Annotated in this window: 15 protein-coding genes; 8 read left to right on the top strand and 7 right to left on the bottom strand. The window is 71.8% G+C overall.

Going from position 1 to position 14,355, the window contains the following annotated elements; genetic code table 11:
• The 4 genes from XM48_RS06540 to XM48_RS06520 form a co-directional block, all read left to right on the top strand.
• The coding region (locus tag XM48_RS06540; protein ID WP_046454994.1) for a peroxidase family protein at positions 1 to 798 on the top strand (798 nt) is incomplete at its 5' end.
• A gap of 195 nt (positions 799 to 993) precedes the next feature.
• Positions 994 to 1,638 carry an MIP/aquaporin family protein gene (locus XM48_RS06535; RefSeq protein ID WP_046454993.1) on the top strand — a complete coding sequence of 215 codons (645 nt, stop codon included), beginning with the start codon at positions 994 to 996 and terminating at the stop codon, positions 1,636 to 1,638.
• A gap of 189 nt (positions 1,639 to 1,827) precedes the next feature.
• Positions 1,828 to 3,222 (top strand): acireductone synthase, encoded by a 1,395-nt coding sequence (mtnC, locus tag XM48_RS18455; protein WP_231580823.1) that lies wholly within the window; start codon positions 1,828 to 1,830, stop codon positions 3,220 to 3,222.
• A 58-nt stretch (positions 3,223 to 3,280) separates the two neighbouring features.
• Positions 3,281 to 3,868 carry an acireductone dioxygenase gene (locus XM48_RS06520; RefSeq protein WP_046454992.1) on the top strand — a complete coding sequence of 196 codons (588 nt, stop codon included), beginning with the start codon at positions 3,281 to 3,283 and terminating at the stop codon, positions 3,866 to 3,868.
• 107 nt (positions 3,869 to 3,975) lie between these two features.
• Here the strand turns inward: XM48_RS06520 and XM48_RS06515 are convergent, their stop codons facing one another.
• From XM48_RS06515 to XM48_RS06490, 6 genes are all read right to left on the bottom strand, one after another.
• The gene (locus XM48_RS06515) at positions 3,976 to 4,374 is read right to left on the bottom strand and encodes a hypothetical protein (RefSeq protein WP_046454991.1); all 399 of its coding nucleotides are present in this window, start codon (positions 4,372 to 4,374) and stop codon (positions 3,976 to 3,978) included.
• A gap of 31 nt (positions 4,375 to 4,405) precedes the next feature.
• Complete coding sequence (locus tag XM48_RS06510; RefSeq protein ID WP_046454990.1) at positions 4,406 to 5,764, bottom strand: dihydrolipoamide acetyltransferase family protein; 1,359 nt, start codon at positions 5,762 to 5,764, stop codon at positions 4,406 to 4,408.
• An 11-nt stretch (positions 5,765 to 5,775) separates the two neighbouring features.
• A complete protein-coding gene (locus XM48_RS06505; protein WP_197074159.1) occupies positions 5,776 to 6,777 on the bottom strand; it encodes an alpha-ketoacid dehydrogenase subunit beta in 1,002 nt (333 codons plus the stop codon).
• Positions 6,774 to 7,961 carry a thiamine pyrophosphate-dependent enzyme gene (locus tag XM48_RS06500; protein ID WP_046454989.1) on the bottom strand — a complete coding sequence of 396 codons (1,188 nt, stop codon included), beginning with the start codon at positions 7,959 to 7,961 and terminating at the stop codon, positions 6,774 to 6,776. Before XM48_RS06500 ends, XM48_RS06505 begins: the two co-directional genes overlap by 4 nt.
• Before the next feature lie 68 nt (positions 7,962 to 8,029).
• Positions 8,030 to 9,136: a histidinol-phosphate transaminase gene (locus tag XM48_RS06495; RefSeq protein WP_046454988.1), complete on the bottom strand. Its 1,107-nt coding sequence runs from the start codon at positions 9,134 to 9,136 to the stop codon at positions 8,030 to 8,032.
• A 4-nt stretch (positions 9,137 to 9,140) separates the two neighbouring features.
• Entirely contained in the window at positions 9,141 to 10,541 is a 1,401-nt protein-coding gene (locus tag XM48_RS06490) for a hypothetical protein (RefSeq protein WP_197074158.1), read from the bottom strand.
• A gap of 104 nt (positions 10,542 to 10,645) precedes the next feature.
• On the opposite strand from XM48_RS06490, the gene XM48_RS06485 reads away from it, so the two are divergent.
• Positions 10,646 to 11,059: a phage holin family protein gene (locus XM48_RS06485; RefSeq protein WP_046454986.1), complete on the top strand. Its 414-nt coding sequence runs from the start codon at positions 10,646 to 10,648 to the stop codon at positions 11,057 to 11,059.
• A gap of 4 nt (positions 11,060 to 11,063) precedes the next feature.
• Entirely contained in the window at positions 11,064 to 11,591 is a 528-nt protein-coding gene (locus XM48_RS06480) for a low molecular weight protein-tyrosine-phosphatase (RefSeq protein WP_046454985.1), read from the top strand.
• On the opposite strand, the gene XM48_RS06475 is transcribed toward XM48_RS06480, so the two are convergent.
• Complete coding sequence (locus tag XM48_RS06475; RefSeq protein ID WP_046454984.1) at positions 11,513 to 12,181, bottom strand: GNAT family N-acetyltransferase; 669 nt, start codon at positions 12,179 to 12,181, stop codon at positions 11,513 to 11,515. The genes XM48_RS06480 and XM48_RS06475 overlap by 79 nt on opposite strands.
• An 89-nt stretch (positions 12,182 to 12,270) precedes the next feature.
• Here XM48_RS06475 and XM48_RS06470 point away from each other — a divergent pair, with 89 nt between their 5' ends.
• The gene (locus XM48_RS06470) at positions 12,271 to 12,861 is read left to right on the top strand and encodes a hypothetical protein (RefSeq protein WP_046454983.1); all 591 of its coding nucleotides are present in this window, start codon (positions 12,271 to 12,273) and stop codon (positions 12,859 to 12,861) included.
• A gap of 105 nt (positions 12,862 to 12,966) precedes the next feature.
• A complete protein-coding gene (gene purB, locus XM48_RS06465) occupies positions 12,967 to 14,352 on the top strand; it encodes an adenylosuccinate lyase (protein ID WP_046454982.1) in 1,386 nt (461 codons plus the stop codon).
• Positions 14,353 to 14,355 lie beyond the last annotated feature (3 nt).

Raw genomic sequence — 14,355 nt, 5'->3', positions numbered from 1 at the left:
GCCGCGTGGGCGGCGAGCGCGTCGTTCCGCGGCAGCGACAAGCGCGGCGGCGCGAACGGCGGCCGCATCCGCCTCGAGCCGCAGCGCAGCTGGGAGGCCAACCGGCCCGAGCAGCTCGGCCGCGTGCTCGACGCGCTCGAGGCGATCAAGGCCGAGTTCGACGCCGAGGGCGGTGCCGAGGTCTCGATCGCCGACCTGGTGGTGCTCGCGGGCAACGTCGGCGTGCAGCAGGCGGCGGCAGCGGCGGGCCACGACGTCGAGATCCCCTTCCTGCCCGGCCGCACCGACGCCGCGCAGGAGCAGACGGACGTCGAGTCCTTCGGGTTCCTCGAGCCCGCGGCGGACGGCTTCCGCAACTACGAGAGCGCACGGGCCCTCGGCATCCCGGCCGAGCACCTGCTGCTTGACCGCGCCAATCTGCTGACCCTCTCGGCACCCGAGATGGCGGTGCTGCTCGGCGGCCTCCGGGTCATCGGCACCAACTGGGACGGCTCGCAGCACGGCGTGCTCACCGACCGCCCGGGCGCACTGACGAACGACTTCTTCGTCAACCTGCTCGACCTCGACACGCAGTGGCGCGCGCTCGACCCGCAGCAGCGTGCGTTCGAGGGCGTCGACGAGTCGAGCGGCGAGCGGCGCTGGACGGGCACCCGCGCCGACCTGGTGTTCGGCTCGAACTCCGAACTGCGCGCCGTCGCCGAGGTGTACGCGAGCGACGACGCCGAAGCGCAGTTCGTGCGCGACTTCGTCGCAGCCTGGGTCAAGGTCTCGAACCTCGACCGATTCGACGCGCGCTGACCCGCAACCGAAGCGCAACCGAACCGCAACTCGACTGCGGTCGAAGCGCCTGACCAGGGGCCGTTTCCGAACATTCGGAGGCGGCCCCTGGTCGTCGGTGACGGTTCTGCGTCGATTTCCCCTCGAAATGCTCAGGTTTTGCCATAATGAACACAAACCTGGGGGAAACCTCTCGATTCCATGAAAGAGAGCACAATGACTGGCGTCCTTCGCAACGCAGTTTCTGAAGCACTCGCGACCCTGCTGTTCGTCTTCACGATCATCGGCGCGATCAACAACGGCGGCGACTTCACGCCGCTCATCATCGGCTTCACCCTGATGGTGCTGGTCTACGCGACCGGCCACATCTCGGGTGCGCACCTCAACCCGGCCGTCTCGCTCGGCGCGCTCATCCGCGGCGCGCTCAGCGTCGGCGATTTCGTCGTCTACATCGTCGCCCAGTTCGTCGGCGGCGTGCTCGGCGCCCTGCTCGCCTCCGCCCTGTGGAAGCGCCCGGACGCCGCGGTCAAGATCGAGACCGGCCCGGCATTCATCGCCGAGCTCGTCTTCACCTTCGTGCTCGTCTTCGTCGTGCTCAACGTGGCCACCTCGAAGGACAACGAGGGCAACTCGTTCTACGGCCTCGCCATCGGCACCACCGTGTTCCTCGGCGCCTCGACCGTCGGCCCGATCTCGGGCGGCGGCTTCAACCCGGCAGTGGCCCTCGGCCTCGCGGTCAACGGCAACTTCGACTGGGCCAACATCTGGCTCTACATCCTCGCGCCGGCCGTCGGCGCGGTGCTCGCGGGCCTCGCGTTCCGCCTGCTCAACGCGCACGACCTGAAGAAGGTCGACGCCTAAGCACCGGCACCCGGCACCGCTCGCAGCGGTGCGCAGAGGGCCCGCACCGGTTCGCCGGGGCGGGCCCTCTGCCGTTCCGCCCCGGCGCCGCAATGCGACGTAATCCGGCGGGACCGCGGCCCGCGCCGCGCTTAGCATTGGCGGAGTTCCGGACCCGGCCGCGACGGCCACCGATCCCCAGGAGAGCGCATGACCGCCCCCACCCCGGTGACCGCCGACGCCGTCGTCGTCGACCTCGAGGGCACGACGAGCGCCGCAGGATTCATCCTCGGCGACCTCTACGACTACGCCCGGCCCCGGCTCGACGCCGTGCTCGGCCGCGCGGACGACGTCGTGCAGCAGGCCCGCGCTCAGGCGATCGCCGAAGCCGGCCTGCACGCCGACGCCTCCGACGCCGAGGTCGCGGACGCGCTCCGCCGCCTGATGGACTCCGACATCAAGTCGACGCCGCTGAAGACGATCCAGGGCGTGATCTGGGCCGAGGGCTTCGCCGCCGGCGAGATCACCTCGCACTTCTTCGACGACGTGCCTCCGCGGCTGCGCGACTGGCACGAGCGTGGGATCCGCATCGCGGTCTACTCCTCGGGCTCCGTCGCCTCGCAGCAGCCCTGGTTCCGCAACGCCCCGCAGGGCGACCTCTCGGGCCTCGTCGAAGCCTGGTTCGACACGGTGAACGCCGGCCCCAAGAAGGATCCGGCCTCCTACGCGCGGATCGCCGACGCCCTCGGCACCGATCCGGGGCGCACCCTGTTCCTCACCGACCACCCCGAGGAGGTCGACGCGGCGCTCGACGCCGGCTGGCGGGTCGTCGCGCTCGACCGCGCGGGAGAGCCGTGGGCGGGCGCCGACTTCGCAGCCCCCGCGGTGCCGCGCTTCGACCGCATCGAGGTCGTCCCTGCGGACGCCCCCGCGGGCGCCGTCGCCGCTCCCGCTGCAGGCGCAGGCGTCCCGCTCGTCCCCGCCGAGCGCCTGCGCGAGGCGGGCCGCGTGCTCGCCGCGGAGGCCTCCCGCTTCGCCGACTTCGGCTGGATGCGCGGCACGGCGGGCAACCTCTCGGCAGTGATGCACCGGGATCCCCTGCTGCTGGCGGTGACCGCGTCGGGCCTCGACAAGTCCGAGCTCACGGAGCGCGACGTCGTGCTCGTCGACGCCGCCGGTCGCAGCGCCGATCCCGCGGACGCACGCAAGCCCTCCGCCGAGTCCGGCCTGCACGCCCACATCGCCGCACGCACCGGCGCCGAGGCCGTGTTCCACGTGCACGCGCTCGACGCCGTGCTCGCCGGTCAACTGTGGCCCCAGGGCGTCGAGATCCGCGACCTCGAGATGCTGAAGGGCATCGGGCACCCGGCCCACGACGCGACCGTGCGGATCCCCGTGATCCCGAACCACCAGGACATGGCCGTCGAGGCCGCGCGCTTCGACGAGGTGTACGCGCCCGCGACGGACGGGACCCCCGAGGTGCCCGCGCTCATCGTGGCGGGGCACGGCATGTACGCCTGGGGCCGCACGGCGACCGCCGCACGGCACCACCTCGAGATCGTCGAGTGGCTGCTGCGCCACGCGGTCGCCGCCCGAGGCCTGTGACGGCGCCCCGCCCGGGGCGCCGCGGAACCCGAGACACCCGAACCCCGAGGAGGGACCGATGACGCTGCTCACGATCTGGAACGAGACCGATCCCGCGACCCCCGTGGTCGAGACCACCGACGAGACGGAGATCCGCACGGCGCTGAACGCGCTCGGTGCGCGCTTCTTCCGCTGGGAGGTCAAGGACTTCGCCGACGACGCGAGCCTCGACGAGATCCTCGCGCTCTACGCCGACGAGGTCGAGCAGGTGAAGCGGTCGGAGGGCTACACCCTCGTCGACATCGTCGGCCTCAGCCCCGCGCAGGCGAACTACGACGAGGTCAAGGGCCCGTCGCGCGAGAAGTTCCTGTCGGAGCACCAGCACGACGACGACGAGGACCGCTTCTTCGCCAAGGGCGCGGGCGTGTTCTACCTGCACGTGAACGGGAAGGTGCACGCGCTCTACTGCGAGGCGGGCGACCTCGTCTCGGTGCCGGCGAACACCACGCACTGGTTCGACATGGGCACCGCGCCCGAGTTCACCTCGATCCGCTTCTTCCACGATGAGGACGGCTGGGTCGGCCACTTCACGGGCAACCCGATCGCCGAGACCTTCGCGACCTTCGATCAGCTGCACGCGCGCCGAGCGGAGCTCGCCGCGGTCTGATCCGGCGGATCACCGCACGGCGCCGCGGTCCCGAGGACCGTCGCCGAAACGGGTCCGTCTCCGGTTCACCGGAGACGGACCCGTTCGCGTTCCGTCGGGTCAGAAATTCAGAGGATCATCGAGAAGAGCACCGAGAACCCGAGCAGGAATCCGGGCAGGCAGAGCACGGCGGCGACGATCCCCCACCACATCGCGCCCCATCGGCGCACCATTCCGGCCCAGATCGCCCCGAGCAGCGCGGACGGGAACAGCAGCAGGCAGGCGAGCCACATCCCGGCGAGCCAGCCGAGCCCGGCCCAGTTGTCGACGTTCACCAGCGCGCCGATCCAGCAGACCGCGAGCACCGCGTAGGGCAGGCCCACCATCCAGGAAGCGGCGGCGCCTCGGCGCAGCCGGCCTTCCGTCGCGTCGCGGGGAGGTTCCCACGACGCGTTCCAGCGGGTGCGCCGCCCGCGGCTCAGCCGCTCGCGGTACTCGGGCGGCAGCGGTGGCTGCTCCCAGGTCACGGGCCCGTCTCCGATCCGCCGATTCCGCCGGTCAGTCCAGCAGCAGTGCGGGCTCTTCGAGCACCGACGCGACATCGGCGACGAAGCGCGAGATCACGTCGCCGTCGACGATGCGGTGGTCGAAGGATCCGCCGACCGTGGTGACCATGCGCGGGCGCACCTCGCCGTCGACCACCCACGGCTTCTCGCGGATGGTGCCCATCGCCATGATCCCGCACTCGCCCGGGTTGAGGATCGGGGTGCCGAAGTCCATGCCGAACACGCCGATGTTCGTGATCGTGATCGTGCCGTGCTGCATCTCGGCGGGCTGCGTGCGCCCGTCGCGCGCGGTGATCGTGAGCTGTTCGATGGCCTTGGCCAGGTCGAGCAGGCTGAGGTCCTGCGCGTCCTTGATGTTCGGCACGACGAGGCCGCGCGGCGTCGCAGCGGCGATGCCGAGGTTCACGAAGTGGTGGCGGATGATCTCGGTCTCGGTGAACGTCGAGTTGACCTGCGGATTGCGGCGGATCGCCCACAGCATCGCCTTCGCGAAGATGAGCAGCGGCGAGACCTTGACCCCGGCGAAGTCGGGCGACGTCTTGAGCCGCTTCACGAACTCCATGGTGCGGGTCGCGTCGACGTCGGTGAAGACGCTCACGTGGGGCGCCTCGAACGCGCTCTCGACCATCGCCTTCGCGATCTGCTTGCGCATGCCCTTCAGCGGGATCCGCTCCTCGCGCGCCTCGGCGGGCTCCGGCGTCGAGAGGTTGCGGAACAGGCTCGCCTGCGAGGCCTGGCGCACGACGTCGTCGCGCAGGATCTCGCCCGCGATCCCCGTGCCGTGCACCTCGGCGAGGTCGACGCCGAGATCCTTCGCGAGCTTGCGGATCGGCGGCTTCGCGATCACCGGGGCCGCGGCGGCGACCGGGATCGGAGCGGCGTTCACCGGAGCGGCGCCCGCGAGCAGCGGCTCACCGCCGCGGCGACGGCGCGACTTCACGGTGCCGGCGGTGCCGTAGCCGACGAGCACGGCTCCCCCGGCGTCCTCCTCGTGCTGCACGCTCGCGGCGGCGTCCGCCACCGCGTCGCGGGTCTCGTCCGAGTCAGCGGGCGCGGGCGATGCCGCCGGAGCCGCGGCGGGAGCGTCCGGTGCGGACGGATCCGCCGCGTCGCCCGAGCGCACGCGCAGGATCGGGTCGCCGACGGGCACCGTCTGCCCGACCTCGGCCAGCAGCTCGGTGACCTCACCGGCGAACGGCGAAGGAAGCTCGACGAGCGACTTCGCCGTCTCGATCTCGCAGATCACCTGGTTCAGCTCGACGCGGTCGCCCGGGGCGACGTGCCACGTCACGATCTCGGCCTCGGTGAGGCCCTCGCCGACGTCGGGAAGGGGGAAGATCTGCTCGCTCATCGGGGATTCTCCTAGTAGTGCATCGTGCGATCGACGGCTTCGAGCACGCGATCGGCATCCGGCAGATAGATTCCTTCGAGGCGCGCGGGCGGGAACGGCACGTCGTATCCCGAGACGCGGAGCACGGGCGCCTGCAGCGAGTAGAAGCACTGCTCGGCCACGTGCGCGGCGATCTCGCTGCCGACGCTCGCGTTGCCCGGGGCCTCCTGCGCGACGACGAGGCGGCCGGTCTTGCGCACCGAGGCGAGCAGCGGCTCGTAGTCGATGGGCGACACGGAGCGCAGGTCGACGACCTCGAGGCTCGTCCCCTCGGCCGCGGCCACGTCGGCGGCCTGCAGCAGCGTGGTCACCATCGCACCGAAGCCGACCACGGTGCAGTCGGTGCCGGTGCGGGCGACGCGGGTGCGGTGCAGCTCGCCGGGGGCGCCGGTCGGATCGACCTCGCCCTTCTGCCAGTACTTCGCCTTGGGCTCGAAGAACAGCACCGGGTCGTCCGACGCGATCGCCTGCTGGATCATCCAGTAGGCGTCGTTCGGGGTGGAGGGCGCGACCACGCGCAGACCCGGAGTGTGCGCGAAGTACGCCTCGGGGCTCTCCTGGTGGTGCTCGACCGCACCGATGTGCCCGCCGTAGGGCACGCGGATCACGACCGGCATCGGTACGGTGCCGTCGTGCCGGCTCGTGATCTTGGCCAGCTGCGTGACGATCTGGTTGAAGGCCGGGAAGATGAAGCCCTCGAACTGGATCTCGATCACCGGGCGGTAGCCGCGCATGGCGAGGCCGATCGCGCTGCCCACGATCCCGGCCTCGGCGAGGGGCGTGTCGAGCACCCGCGCCGACCCGAACTCGGCCTGCAGCCGGTCGGTGACGCGGAACACGCCGCCGAGCGGGCCGATGTCCTCGCCCATCAGCAGCACGCGCTCGTCGGCGGCCATCGCGGCGCGCAACCCCTCGTTGATGGCGCGCGCCATCGGCAGGGTCTGCCGCTCGGTCAGCGTCTGCACGGCGCTCATGCAGCACCCTCCTCGAACGATGCCTCGTAGCGCGCGAGCCAGTCGCGCTGCTCCTCGATCCGCGGGTGCGGCTCGGAGTAGACGTGGGCGAACATGTCGTCGGCGTCGGGCGCCGGCAGGGTCAGGATCGCATCGCGCACCCGCTTGGCCTCGGCATCGGCCTCGGCGGCGGTGCGCTCGACGAACGCATCGTCGATGAGGCCGCGATCGCGCAGGTAGCGCTCGAACCGCTGGATCGGGTCGCGCTCCTGCCAGGCGGCGAGCTCGGCGTTCTCGCGGTACCGGGTCGGGTCGTCGCTCGTGGTGTGCGCCCCGATGCGGTACGTGAGCGCCTCGATGTAGCCCGGGCCGCCGCCCGTGCGCGCCTCGCGCAGGAACCGGCGCCCGACCGCGTAGGCCGCGAGCGGGTCGTTGCCGTCGATCTGCACGGCGCGGAGGCCGAAACCGAGCGCGCGGCGGTAGAGCGGGGTGCGCGACTGTCGCTCGACGGGCACCGAGATCGCCCAGCGGTTGTTCTGCACGACGAACACCTCGGGGGTCTGGTAGCTCGCGGCGAAGATCATCGCCTCGTTGGCGTCGCCCTGGCTGGTCGTGCCGTCGCCGTAGAACACGAGGGTCGCCTCGCCGGTCTCGGTGGCGGCCTCGCCCGCGTCCATCGAGGTGACGCCCGCGCGACGCTTCGCGTCGAGCAACTGCCCGAGCGCGTTGCCCGTCGCGTGCTGGGTCTGGGCCCCGAGCACGAGCGTGTAGAGGTGGAAGTTGCCGTTCGCCGGGTCGGTGACGTCCCAGCCGCCGTGCGTGAGGCCGCGGAACTGCGCCGCGACCTGCAGGAATCCCACGCCGCGGATCCGGGCGATCGCGTGCTCGCGGTACGCGGGGAAGATGTGGTCCTGCGGCTCGGAGGCACGGGCGATGCCCACCTGGCAGCCCTCCTGACCGACGCTCGGCACCCAGAGCGCCAGCTGCCCCTGCCGCTGCAGGTGCGTGCACTCGGTGTCGAAGGCGCGGGTGGCGACCATGTCGACGTACCACTGCCGCAGCTCGTCGTCGGTGACGCCTTCGAGCTCGGCGGCGTACTCCGCGGCGGTTCCGGACGGCGCGAACCGCCCGTCCTCATCGAGGAATCGGATCGGTTCCGGGTCGGCTCCGCTGTGCAGCGGGCTCGCGCTGATCTGTTCGGCCATCGTTCCGAGTGTAACGAGGCCGCATCGCGAATCGCGGATATGTTCGGGGCGTCCCGCCAGTCCGCCCGCTACCGGGCCGCGAGGAACCCGCGCACGATCCCGATCACCACGGGCAGGCTCTCGGCCTCCGCGACCGTGATCCGCACGCCCGCCCCCGGGAACGGGCGCACCAGGGTGCCCTCGGCGGCGAAGGCGGCGGCGAGGTCGGCCGCGCTCTCGACGCCGCCGGGCCCCTCGGGGATCCAGACGAAGTTGCCCTGCGCCTCCGGGATCGCAAGGCCCAGTCCGCGCAGACCCGAGACGAGCTCGGTGCGACGGGCGACGAGCACCTCGATACGGGCGGCGAGTTCGGCTCGGGCGTCCGGCTGCAGCGACGCGAGCGCGGCCGCCTCGGCGACGCCCGTGACCGAGAGCGGGATCGCGGTGACCTGCGCGGCGGCGAGGATCGCCGGGGCGCCGACGGCGTAGCCGATGCGCAGACCGGCGAGACCGTACGCCTTGGAGAAGGTGCGCAGCACGACCAGGTTGGGGTGGTTCGCGAGCACCTCTTCGCCGCGAACGGCCTCCGGGTCGGTGACGAACTCGCGGTAGGCCTCGTCGAGCACTACGAGGGTGTCGGCGGGCACGCGCTGCATGAAGCGCTCGAAGTCGGCGCGGCGGATCGTCGGACCGGTCGGGTTGTTGGGCGTGCAGAGCAGCACGATTCGGGTGCGCTCGGTGATCGCATCCGCCATCGCGTCGAGGTCGTGCTCGGCGTCCGCGGTGAGCGGCACGGGGACCGAGACGGCGCCCGAGCTCAGGCCGAGCGAGGGGTACGCCTCGAAGCTGGGCCAGGCGTGCAGCACTTCGTCGCCGGGGGCCGCTGCCGCGGCGACGAGCTGGAACAGGATCGCGACGGATCCGGCGGCGAGGTGCACGCCGTCGAGCGAGACGCCGAACTCGGCGGCGAGCGCGGCGCGCAGCTCGGGCATCGCGGCGGCGGCGTAGCGGTTGACCGCGGCGGGGTCGGAGAGCACGTCGACGACGGCCTGCAGCGGCGGGAACGGGTTCTCGTTGCTCGACAGCTTGAACCCGGGCCGGGTGGGTGCCGCGCCCTGGCGGTAGGGCGGCACGGCGAGCACGTCGGCCCGCAGGCGGACCGGGGGACGGGGGGCTGCGGACGCGGCTTCGCTCATCCCCTCAGCTTAGCCAGAGCCCCAGGCCAATCCCCGAGACGATCGCGCCGACCGCGGCGAGCGCGATCGCGGCCGCGGCGATGCGGCGAGCGGTGCGGGTCGCGCCCCCGACGGGGAGCCGCTCGGCGACCAGGCGACGCTCCTTCGCCTGCGCGAGTGCGACGAGGGGCGGGCCGGCGAAGACCGCCATGACGCCGAAGGCGGCGCAGGCGCCGGCCAGTGCGCCGCCGATGCCGACCCCGGCGTACGCGAACCAGACGACGACCGCCGTGATCGCCGCCACGACTCCGGTCAGGGCGGCGAGGCCCCCGACCGCGAGCCGCCCCCAGCCGGTGTTGGCCTCCTCGCGCTTGACCCGGGCGATGTGGCGCAGCGTCGAGGCGGAGTGCAGCCCCTCGAGCCGGCGCTCGTCGGCTCGGGACCCGAACAGGATCGCGAGCTCGGCGATGAGCAGTCCGAGCAGCGGCGCACCGATCGCGAACCAGTGCGTGACGACGCCCCACAGCGGCCACGGGAGGCAGACGAGGGCGAGCGGCACCGCGAATCGCAATCGCGGCGCCTGCTCCCAGGTCCGGCGGTACTCGCCGCGGGGCAGGGCGGAGCGCATGCCGATGAAGAGGATGACGAGGTTCTGGATCATCAGGACCACGAGGAGGAGGCACGCGAGCGGCACCGCGATCGCGACGGTGCTCCAGATCGCGAACGCCGGAATCAGGCGCCGACGGGTCCAGACCGTCTCGCGGAGCGCCCACGCGGAGGCCGAGTCGGTCGGGTCCGCTGCGAGCACCGACCGGATCAGTCGTGTGGCACCGACATCGGTGCGGGTACCGAGATCGGCCTGCTGCAGCAGGAGGTCGGAATTGCCGGGGTCGAGCGCAAGGCCCGCCCGCACCAGGCGGGCGGCCTCCCTGCGTTCGTTGATCTTGCTCATGACCGCAGCGGCCGAGCTGAGCACCGTCGGCTCGTTCGGCGCGAGCGACACCGCGGTCTGCGCGTGCTGGCGCGCCAGGTGGAGCGCGCCGGGCTGCCGCTGTCCGACGCCCGCCTCCGCGTGGGCGAGCAGCAGGTGCGCCCCGGCGAACCAGGAGGCTCGCGCCACCATTCCGCGAGCGAGATCGCGCGCGTCCTCGAAGCGTTCCAGATGGATCAGGGTCATGACGAGCGTCATCGGCAGCAGACCGTTCTCGGGCTCGAGCCCGACCGCGGTGCGGGCCGCGTGCTCGGCGGCGGCGAAGTTCTCGCGGGCCAGCTCGATCTCGGAGAGCAGGTCCCAGAGCCGCGGATCCTCCGGGAAGCTCGCGAGCCCGGTCCCGCACTCCTCCGCGGCCTCGTCGAGGCGACCGAACCCCTGCAGCGTCTCGACGCGCCTCGCGACGTCGCTCGCGGTCGTTCCGCGCTCGCTCATCGGGTCCTGCATGCGGCGGCGATCCTCTCGTGGTCCTCGGGCCAGGATAGGAGGCTCGCGGGATTCCCGGGCGGTTCCGCGGCCCGGGTGCGAGAATCGATGGCATGAGGATCATCGTCCGCATCATCGTCTGCGCGTTCGCGCTGTGGCTCACCACGCTGATCGTGGGCGGCAGCGGCGACCACGGCGTCTGGGTCGAGCCCTACGGCGACGACTCGAGCGCCCGGATCATGAGCTTCCTGCTCATCGCGCTCATCTTCGGCATCGTGAACGCCACGCTCGGCACCGTGATCCGCATCGTGTCGATCCCGCTCCGGATCCTGACCCTCGGCCTGTTCGGCCTGATCATCAACGGCTTCCTGCTGCTCGTGGTCGCCTGGTTCGCGAACGCGCTCGGCTGGGGCCTGCACGTCGACACGTTCTGGTGGGGCGTGCTCGGGGCGCTGGTGCTCTCGATCCTGTCGGGCATCATGAACGGGATCCTCGGCACCGGCAAGCGCGCGGACCGGGATCGCTGATCCGATGGCCGGGTCGACGACCGGGGCGGCCGTCGCCGCTCCCCTGCGCGTCTGCTTCGTCTGCACGGGCAACATCTGCCGCTCGCCCATGGCCGACGTGGTGTTCCGCGCCCTCGCCGAGCGGGCGGGATCGGGCGACCGCTTCGCCGTGACCTCGCGCGGAACGGGCGACTGGCATGTCGGCCAGCAGGCCGATGCGCGCGGGCGCGACGCCATGCGCCGGGCCGGCTACGACGGCGAGGCGCACCGGGCCGCGCAGCTGAGCGACGCCGACATCGCGGGCAACGACCTGCTGGTGGCGCTCGACCGCGGTCACGTGGACGCGCTGCGCGAGCGCGGAGCGGATCCCGACCGGATCGTGCTGCTGACCGAGTTCGATCCCGAGCACCCCGAGGATCCCGACGTGTTCGACCCCTATTACTCCGAGCAGCCCGTGTACGACCGGGTGCTCGCTCAGGTGGAGCGGAGCTGCGCCGTGCTGCTGGAGCGGCTCTCGGCGCGCGACGCGGCGGGTTCCGCGGGTCCCGCGTAGCTCGCCACGGGCAGCAGATCGCTCCAGCCGAGTTCGAGATAGAGGCGCCGACCGGCCGGCGAGGCGATGAGCACGCCCGTGTCGGCGCCCCGATCCATCGCCCACCCGGTGAGCGCCGCGACCACGCGACGCCCCAGGCCGCGCCGGCGGAATCGCTCGTCGGTCGAGATCCGGTCGAGGACCACGGAGCCCGCGGCGAGCGCCGCGATGCCGCGCGCCGCCTCGACGCCGTCGATCTCGAAGGACGCCCGGACCACGTCGCCGTCCTCAGCCAGGATCGCGTCGCCGTCGTGCGGCTCCGCCGTGAGGCGCACCGTCATCATCGTCTCGACCTGCGAGACCGTCGGCAGGCCTGCGAGCGCCGTCGCGGCCGCCGGCTCCGGGTCGCCGAGCACGGTCAGCCACCGGCGCGGGCCCGAGGCGAGCGCGGCGAGGCGCGCCGCCTCCGCGGGCGACGGATCCTCGACCACGAACTCGAGGTCGCGATGCTCGTCGCCGACTCGCACCAGCCAGGCGTCCCCGTCGCGCTCGAGCGGCTTCGCGCGGCACGCGGCCCAGCCCTCGGCCCATCGATCGACCATCAGCGACATCGCTGCTCCCCTCGCTCCCCTGCCCCGAGCCTACGCGCCGCAGGTTCGGACGATCCGGACCCGTTCAACCCTACGGATATGCTCGAGTCATGGCCGCACCCGAATCGCACCGCCGTCCCCCGCGATCCGCGACGCGGACCGCCGCACTGCTCGGCGGCATCGCCCTCGCTCTCGCGGCGTCCCTGACCGCGTGCTTCCCCCTGCAGTTCCCGCCGAAGCCCGCGCCGAGCACCTCGGCAGCTCCGGAGTCCTCCAGGCCGAGCGAGTCCAAGCCGAGCCCGAACGACTCCGAATCGGACGACTCGCAAGACGATGACGAGCGGGTCTTCGGCCCCGAGGATCCCGAGATCGACGGGTCCGGCCCGGTGGCACCGCGCCTGGAGGCCCTCGGCGATCGCTACCGGCAGATGCACGACGACGGGTCGCTGTGGAAGAAGATCCCGCAGACGAAGGAGAACGAGGGGGCGTACCTGGCTTTCCAGATCATCCTCACCGACATGCGCTCGGCAACCCGCTTCGGCGTCGACGATGCGACGCAGACCCAGTACGCGAAGCGTGCGAAGCACGCCGAGACCCTCCTGCTCGCCCAGAAGCCGCTCGGCACCAGCGTGAAGTACACGCTGAAGGACGGTCGCACCTTCCGCTACGACGGCGACACGGGCGAGGTCGGTCTCGACTAGGCCGGCGTCCGGATTCTGCCCGCTCCGCGCGATCCCGCTCCCCGCCCGGACGCGTGGGAGAATGATCGGACCAGCGCACGCCACCGACTCGGGAGAACGCCGAACATGACCTCGCTTCCCACGCAGCCCATCAGCCCGCTCGACGGCCGCTACCGCTCCGCGGTCGCCGGTCTCGGCGACTTCCTCTCGGAGGCGGGCCTCAACAAGGCCCGCGTGCACGTCGAGGTCGAGTGGCTCGTCTACCTCACCGAGCACTCGCTGCTCGGCGCCTCCCCCCTGAGCCCCGCCGAGGTCGCCGAGCTGCGCGCCTGGGCCGCGGACTTCGGCCAGGCCGAGATCGACCAGCTCGCCGAGACCGAGCGCACCACCCAGCACGACGTCAAGGCCGTCGAATACCTGGTGCGCGGCAAGCTCGACGAGATGGACCTGGGCCGCCTGGCCGAGCTGACCCACGTCTGCTGCACGAGCGAGGACATCAACAACCTCTCGTACGCCATCACGGTCAAGCAGGCCGTCGCCGAGGTGTGGCGTCCGAAGCTCGAGTCGGTCATCGTCGAGCTGGCGCGCCAGGCCGAGCAGTACCGCGAGCTCCCCATGATGAGCCGCACGCACGGCCAGCCGGCTACCCCGACCACGCTCGGCAAGGAGATCGCGGTGTTCGTGCACCGCCTCTCGCGCCAGGTCGCGCAGCTCGACCAGATCGAGTACCTGGGCAAGTTCTCGGGCGCCACGGGCACCTGGGCGGCGCACCTCGCCGCCGATCCCGACGCCGACTGGCTCGCGATCTCGCGCGAGTTCGTCGAGGGTCTCGACCTCGACTGGAACCCGATCACCACGCAGATCGAGTCGCACGACTGGCAGGCCGAGCTCTACAGCCGGATCGCCCACGTCAACCGGATCCTGCACAACCTGGCGACCGACATCTGGAGCTACATCTCCATCGGCTACTTCCGCCAGATCCCCGTCGAGGGCGCCACGGGCTCCTCGACCATGCCGCACAAGGTCAACCCGATCCGCTTCGAGAACGCCGAGGCCAACCTCGAGCTCTCGAACGCGATCCTCGACTCGCTCGCCGAGACCCTCGTGACGAGCCGCTGGCAGCGCGACCTCACCGATTCGTCGGCGCAGCGCAACATCGGCGTCGGCCTGGGCCACTCGGTGCTCGCGCTCGACAACATCCTCAAGGGCCTCGGCCAGATCGACGCGGCGCCCGAGGCGCTGGCCGCCGACCTCGACGCCAACTGGGAGGTGCTCGGCGAGGCGATCCAGACCGTGATCCGTGCCGAGGTGACCGCCGGCCGCTCCACCATCAAGGATCCCTACGCGGCGCTCAAGGAGCTGACCCGCGGCCGCCGCATCGGCCAGGCCGAGCTCGTCGAGTTCGTCGCGGGCCTCGAGATCGGGGACGCGGCCAAGCAGCGCCTGCTCGCGCTGACCCCCGCGACCTACACGGGCGCCGCCGCGCAGCTGCTCGACCTGCTCCGCGGGTGACGT

It is taken from the genome of Leucobacter sp. Ag1 (assembly GCF_000980875.1).
GTDB lineage: Bacteria > Actinomycetota > Actinomycetes > Actinomycetales > Microbacteriaceae > Leucobacter > Leucobacter iarius.
The sequence above is the reverse complement of the archived record's forward strand: the minus strand, read 5'-3'. Positions and strand labels throughout refer to the sequence as shown.

What these genes read in the sequence shown, in the direction of transcription:
- XM48_RS06535 (WP_046454993.1), top strand. Translation starts at nt 994, where the DNA reads ATGACTGGCGTCCTTCGCAACGCAGTTTCTGAAGCACTCGCGACCCTG.
- mtnC (WP_231580823.1), top strand. Translation starts at nt 1,828, where the DNA reads ATGACCGCCCCCACCCCGGTGACCGCCGACGCCGTCGTCGTCGACCTC.
- XM48_RS06520 (WP_046454992.1), top strand. Translation starts at nt 3,281, where the DNA reads ATGACGCTGCTCACGATCTGGAACGAGACCGATCCCGCGACCCCCGTG.
- XM48_RS06510 (WP_046454990.1), bottom strand. Translation starts at nt 5,764, where the DNA reads ATGAGCGAGCAGATCTTCCCCCTTCCCGACGTCGGCGAGGGCCTCACC.
- XM48_RS06505 (WP_197074159.1), bottom strand. Translation starts at nt 6,777, where the DNA reads ATGAGCGCCGTGCAGACGCTGACCGAGCGGCAGACCCTGCCGATGGCG.
- XM48_RS06500 (WP_046454989.1), bottom strand. Translation starts at nt 7,961, where the DNA reads ATGGCCGAACAGATCAGCGCGAGCCCGCTGCACAGCGGAGCCGACCCG.
- XM48_RS06495 (WP_046454988.1), bottom strand. Translation starts at nt 9,136, where the DNA reads ATGAGCGAAGCCGCGTCCGCAGCCCCCCGTCCCCCGGTCCGCCTGCGG.
- XM48_RS06490 (WP_197074158.1), bottom strand. Translation starts at nt 10,541, where the DNA reads ATGAGCGAGCGCGGAACGACCGCGAGCGACGTCGCGAGGCGCGTCGAG.
- XM48_RS06485 (WP_046454986.1), top strand. Translation starts at nt 10,646, where the DNA reads ATGAGGATCATCGTCCGCATCATCGTCTGCGCGTTCGCGCTGTGGCTC.
- XM48_RS06480 (WP_046454985.1), top strand. Translation starts at nt 11,064, where the DNA reads ATGGCCGGGTCGACGACCGGGGCGGCCGTCGCCGCTCCCCTGCGCGTC.
- XM48_RS06475 (WP_046454984.1), bottom strand. Translation starts at nt 12,181, where the DNA reads ATGTCGCTGATGGTCGATCGATGGGCCGAGGGCTGGGCCGCGTGCCGC.
- XM48_RS06470 (WP_046454983.1), top strand. Translation starts at nt 12,271, where the DNA reads ATGGCCGCACCCGAATCGCACCGCCGTCCCCCGCGATCCGCGACGCGG.
- purB (WP_046454982.1), top strand. Translation starts at nt 12,967, where the DNA reads ATGACCTCGCTTCCCACGCAGCCCATCAGCCCGCTCGACGGCCGCTAC.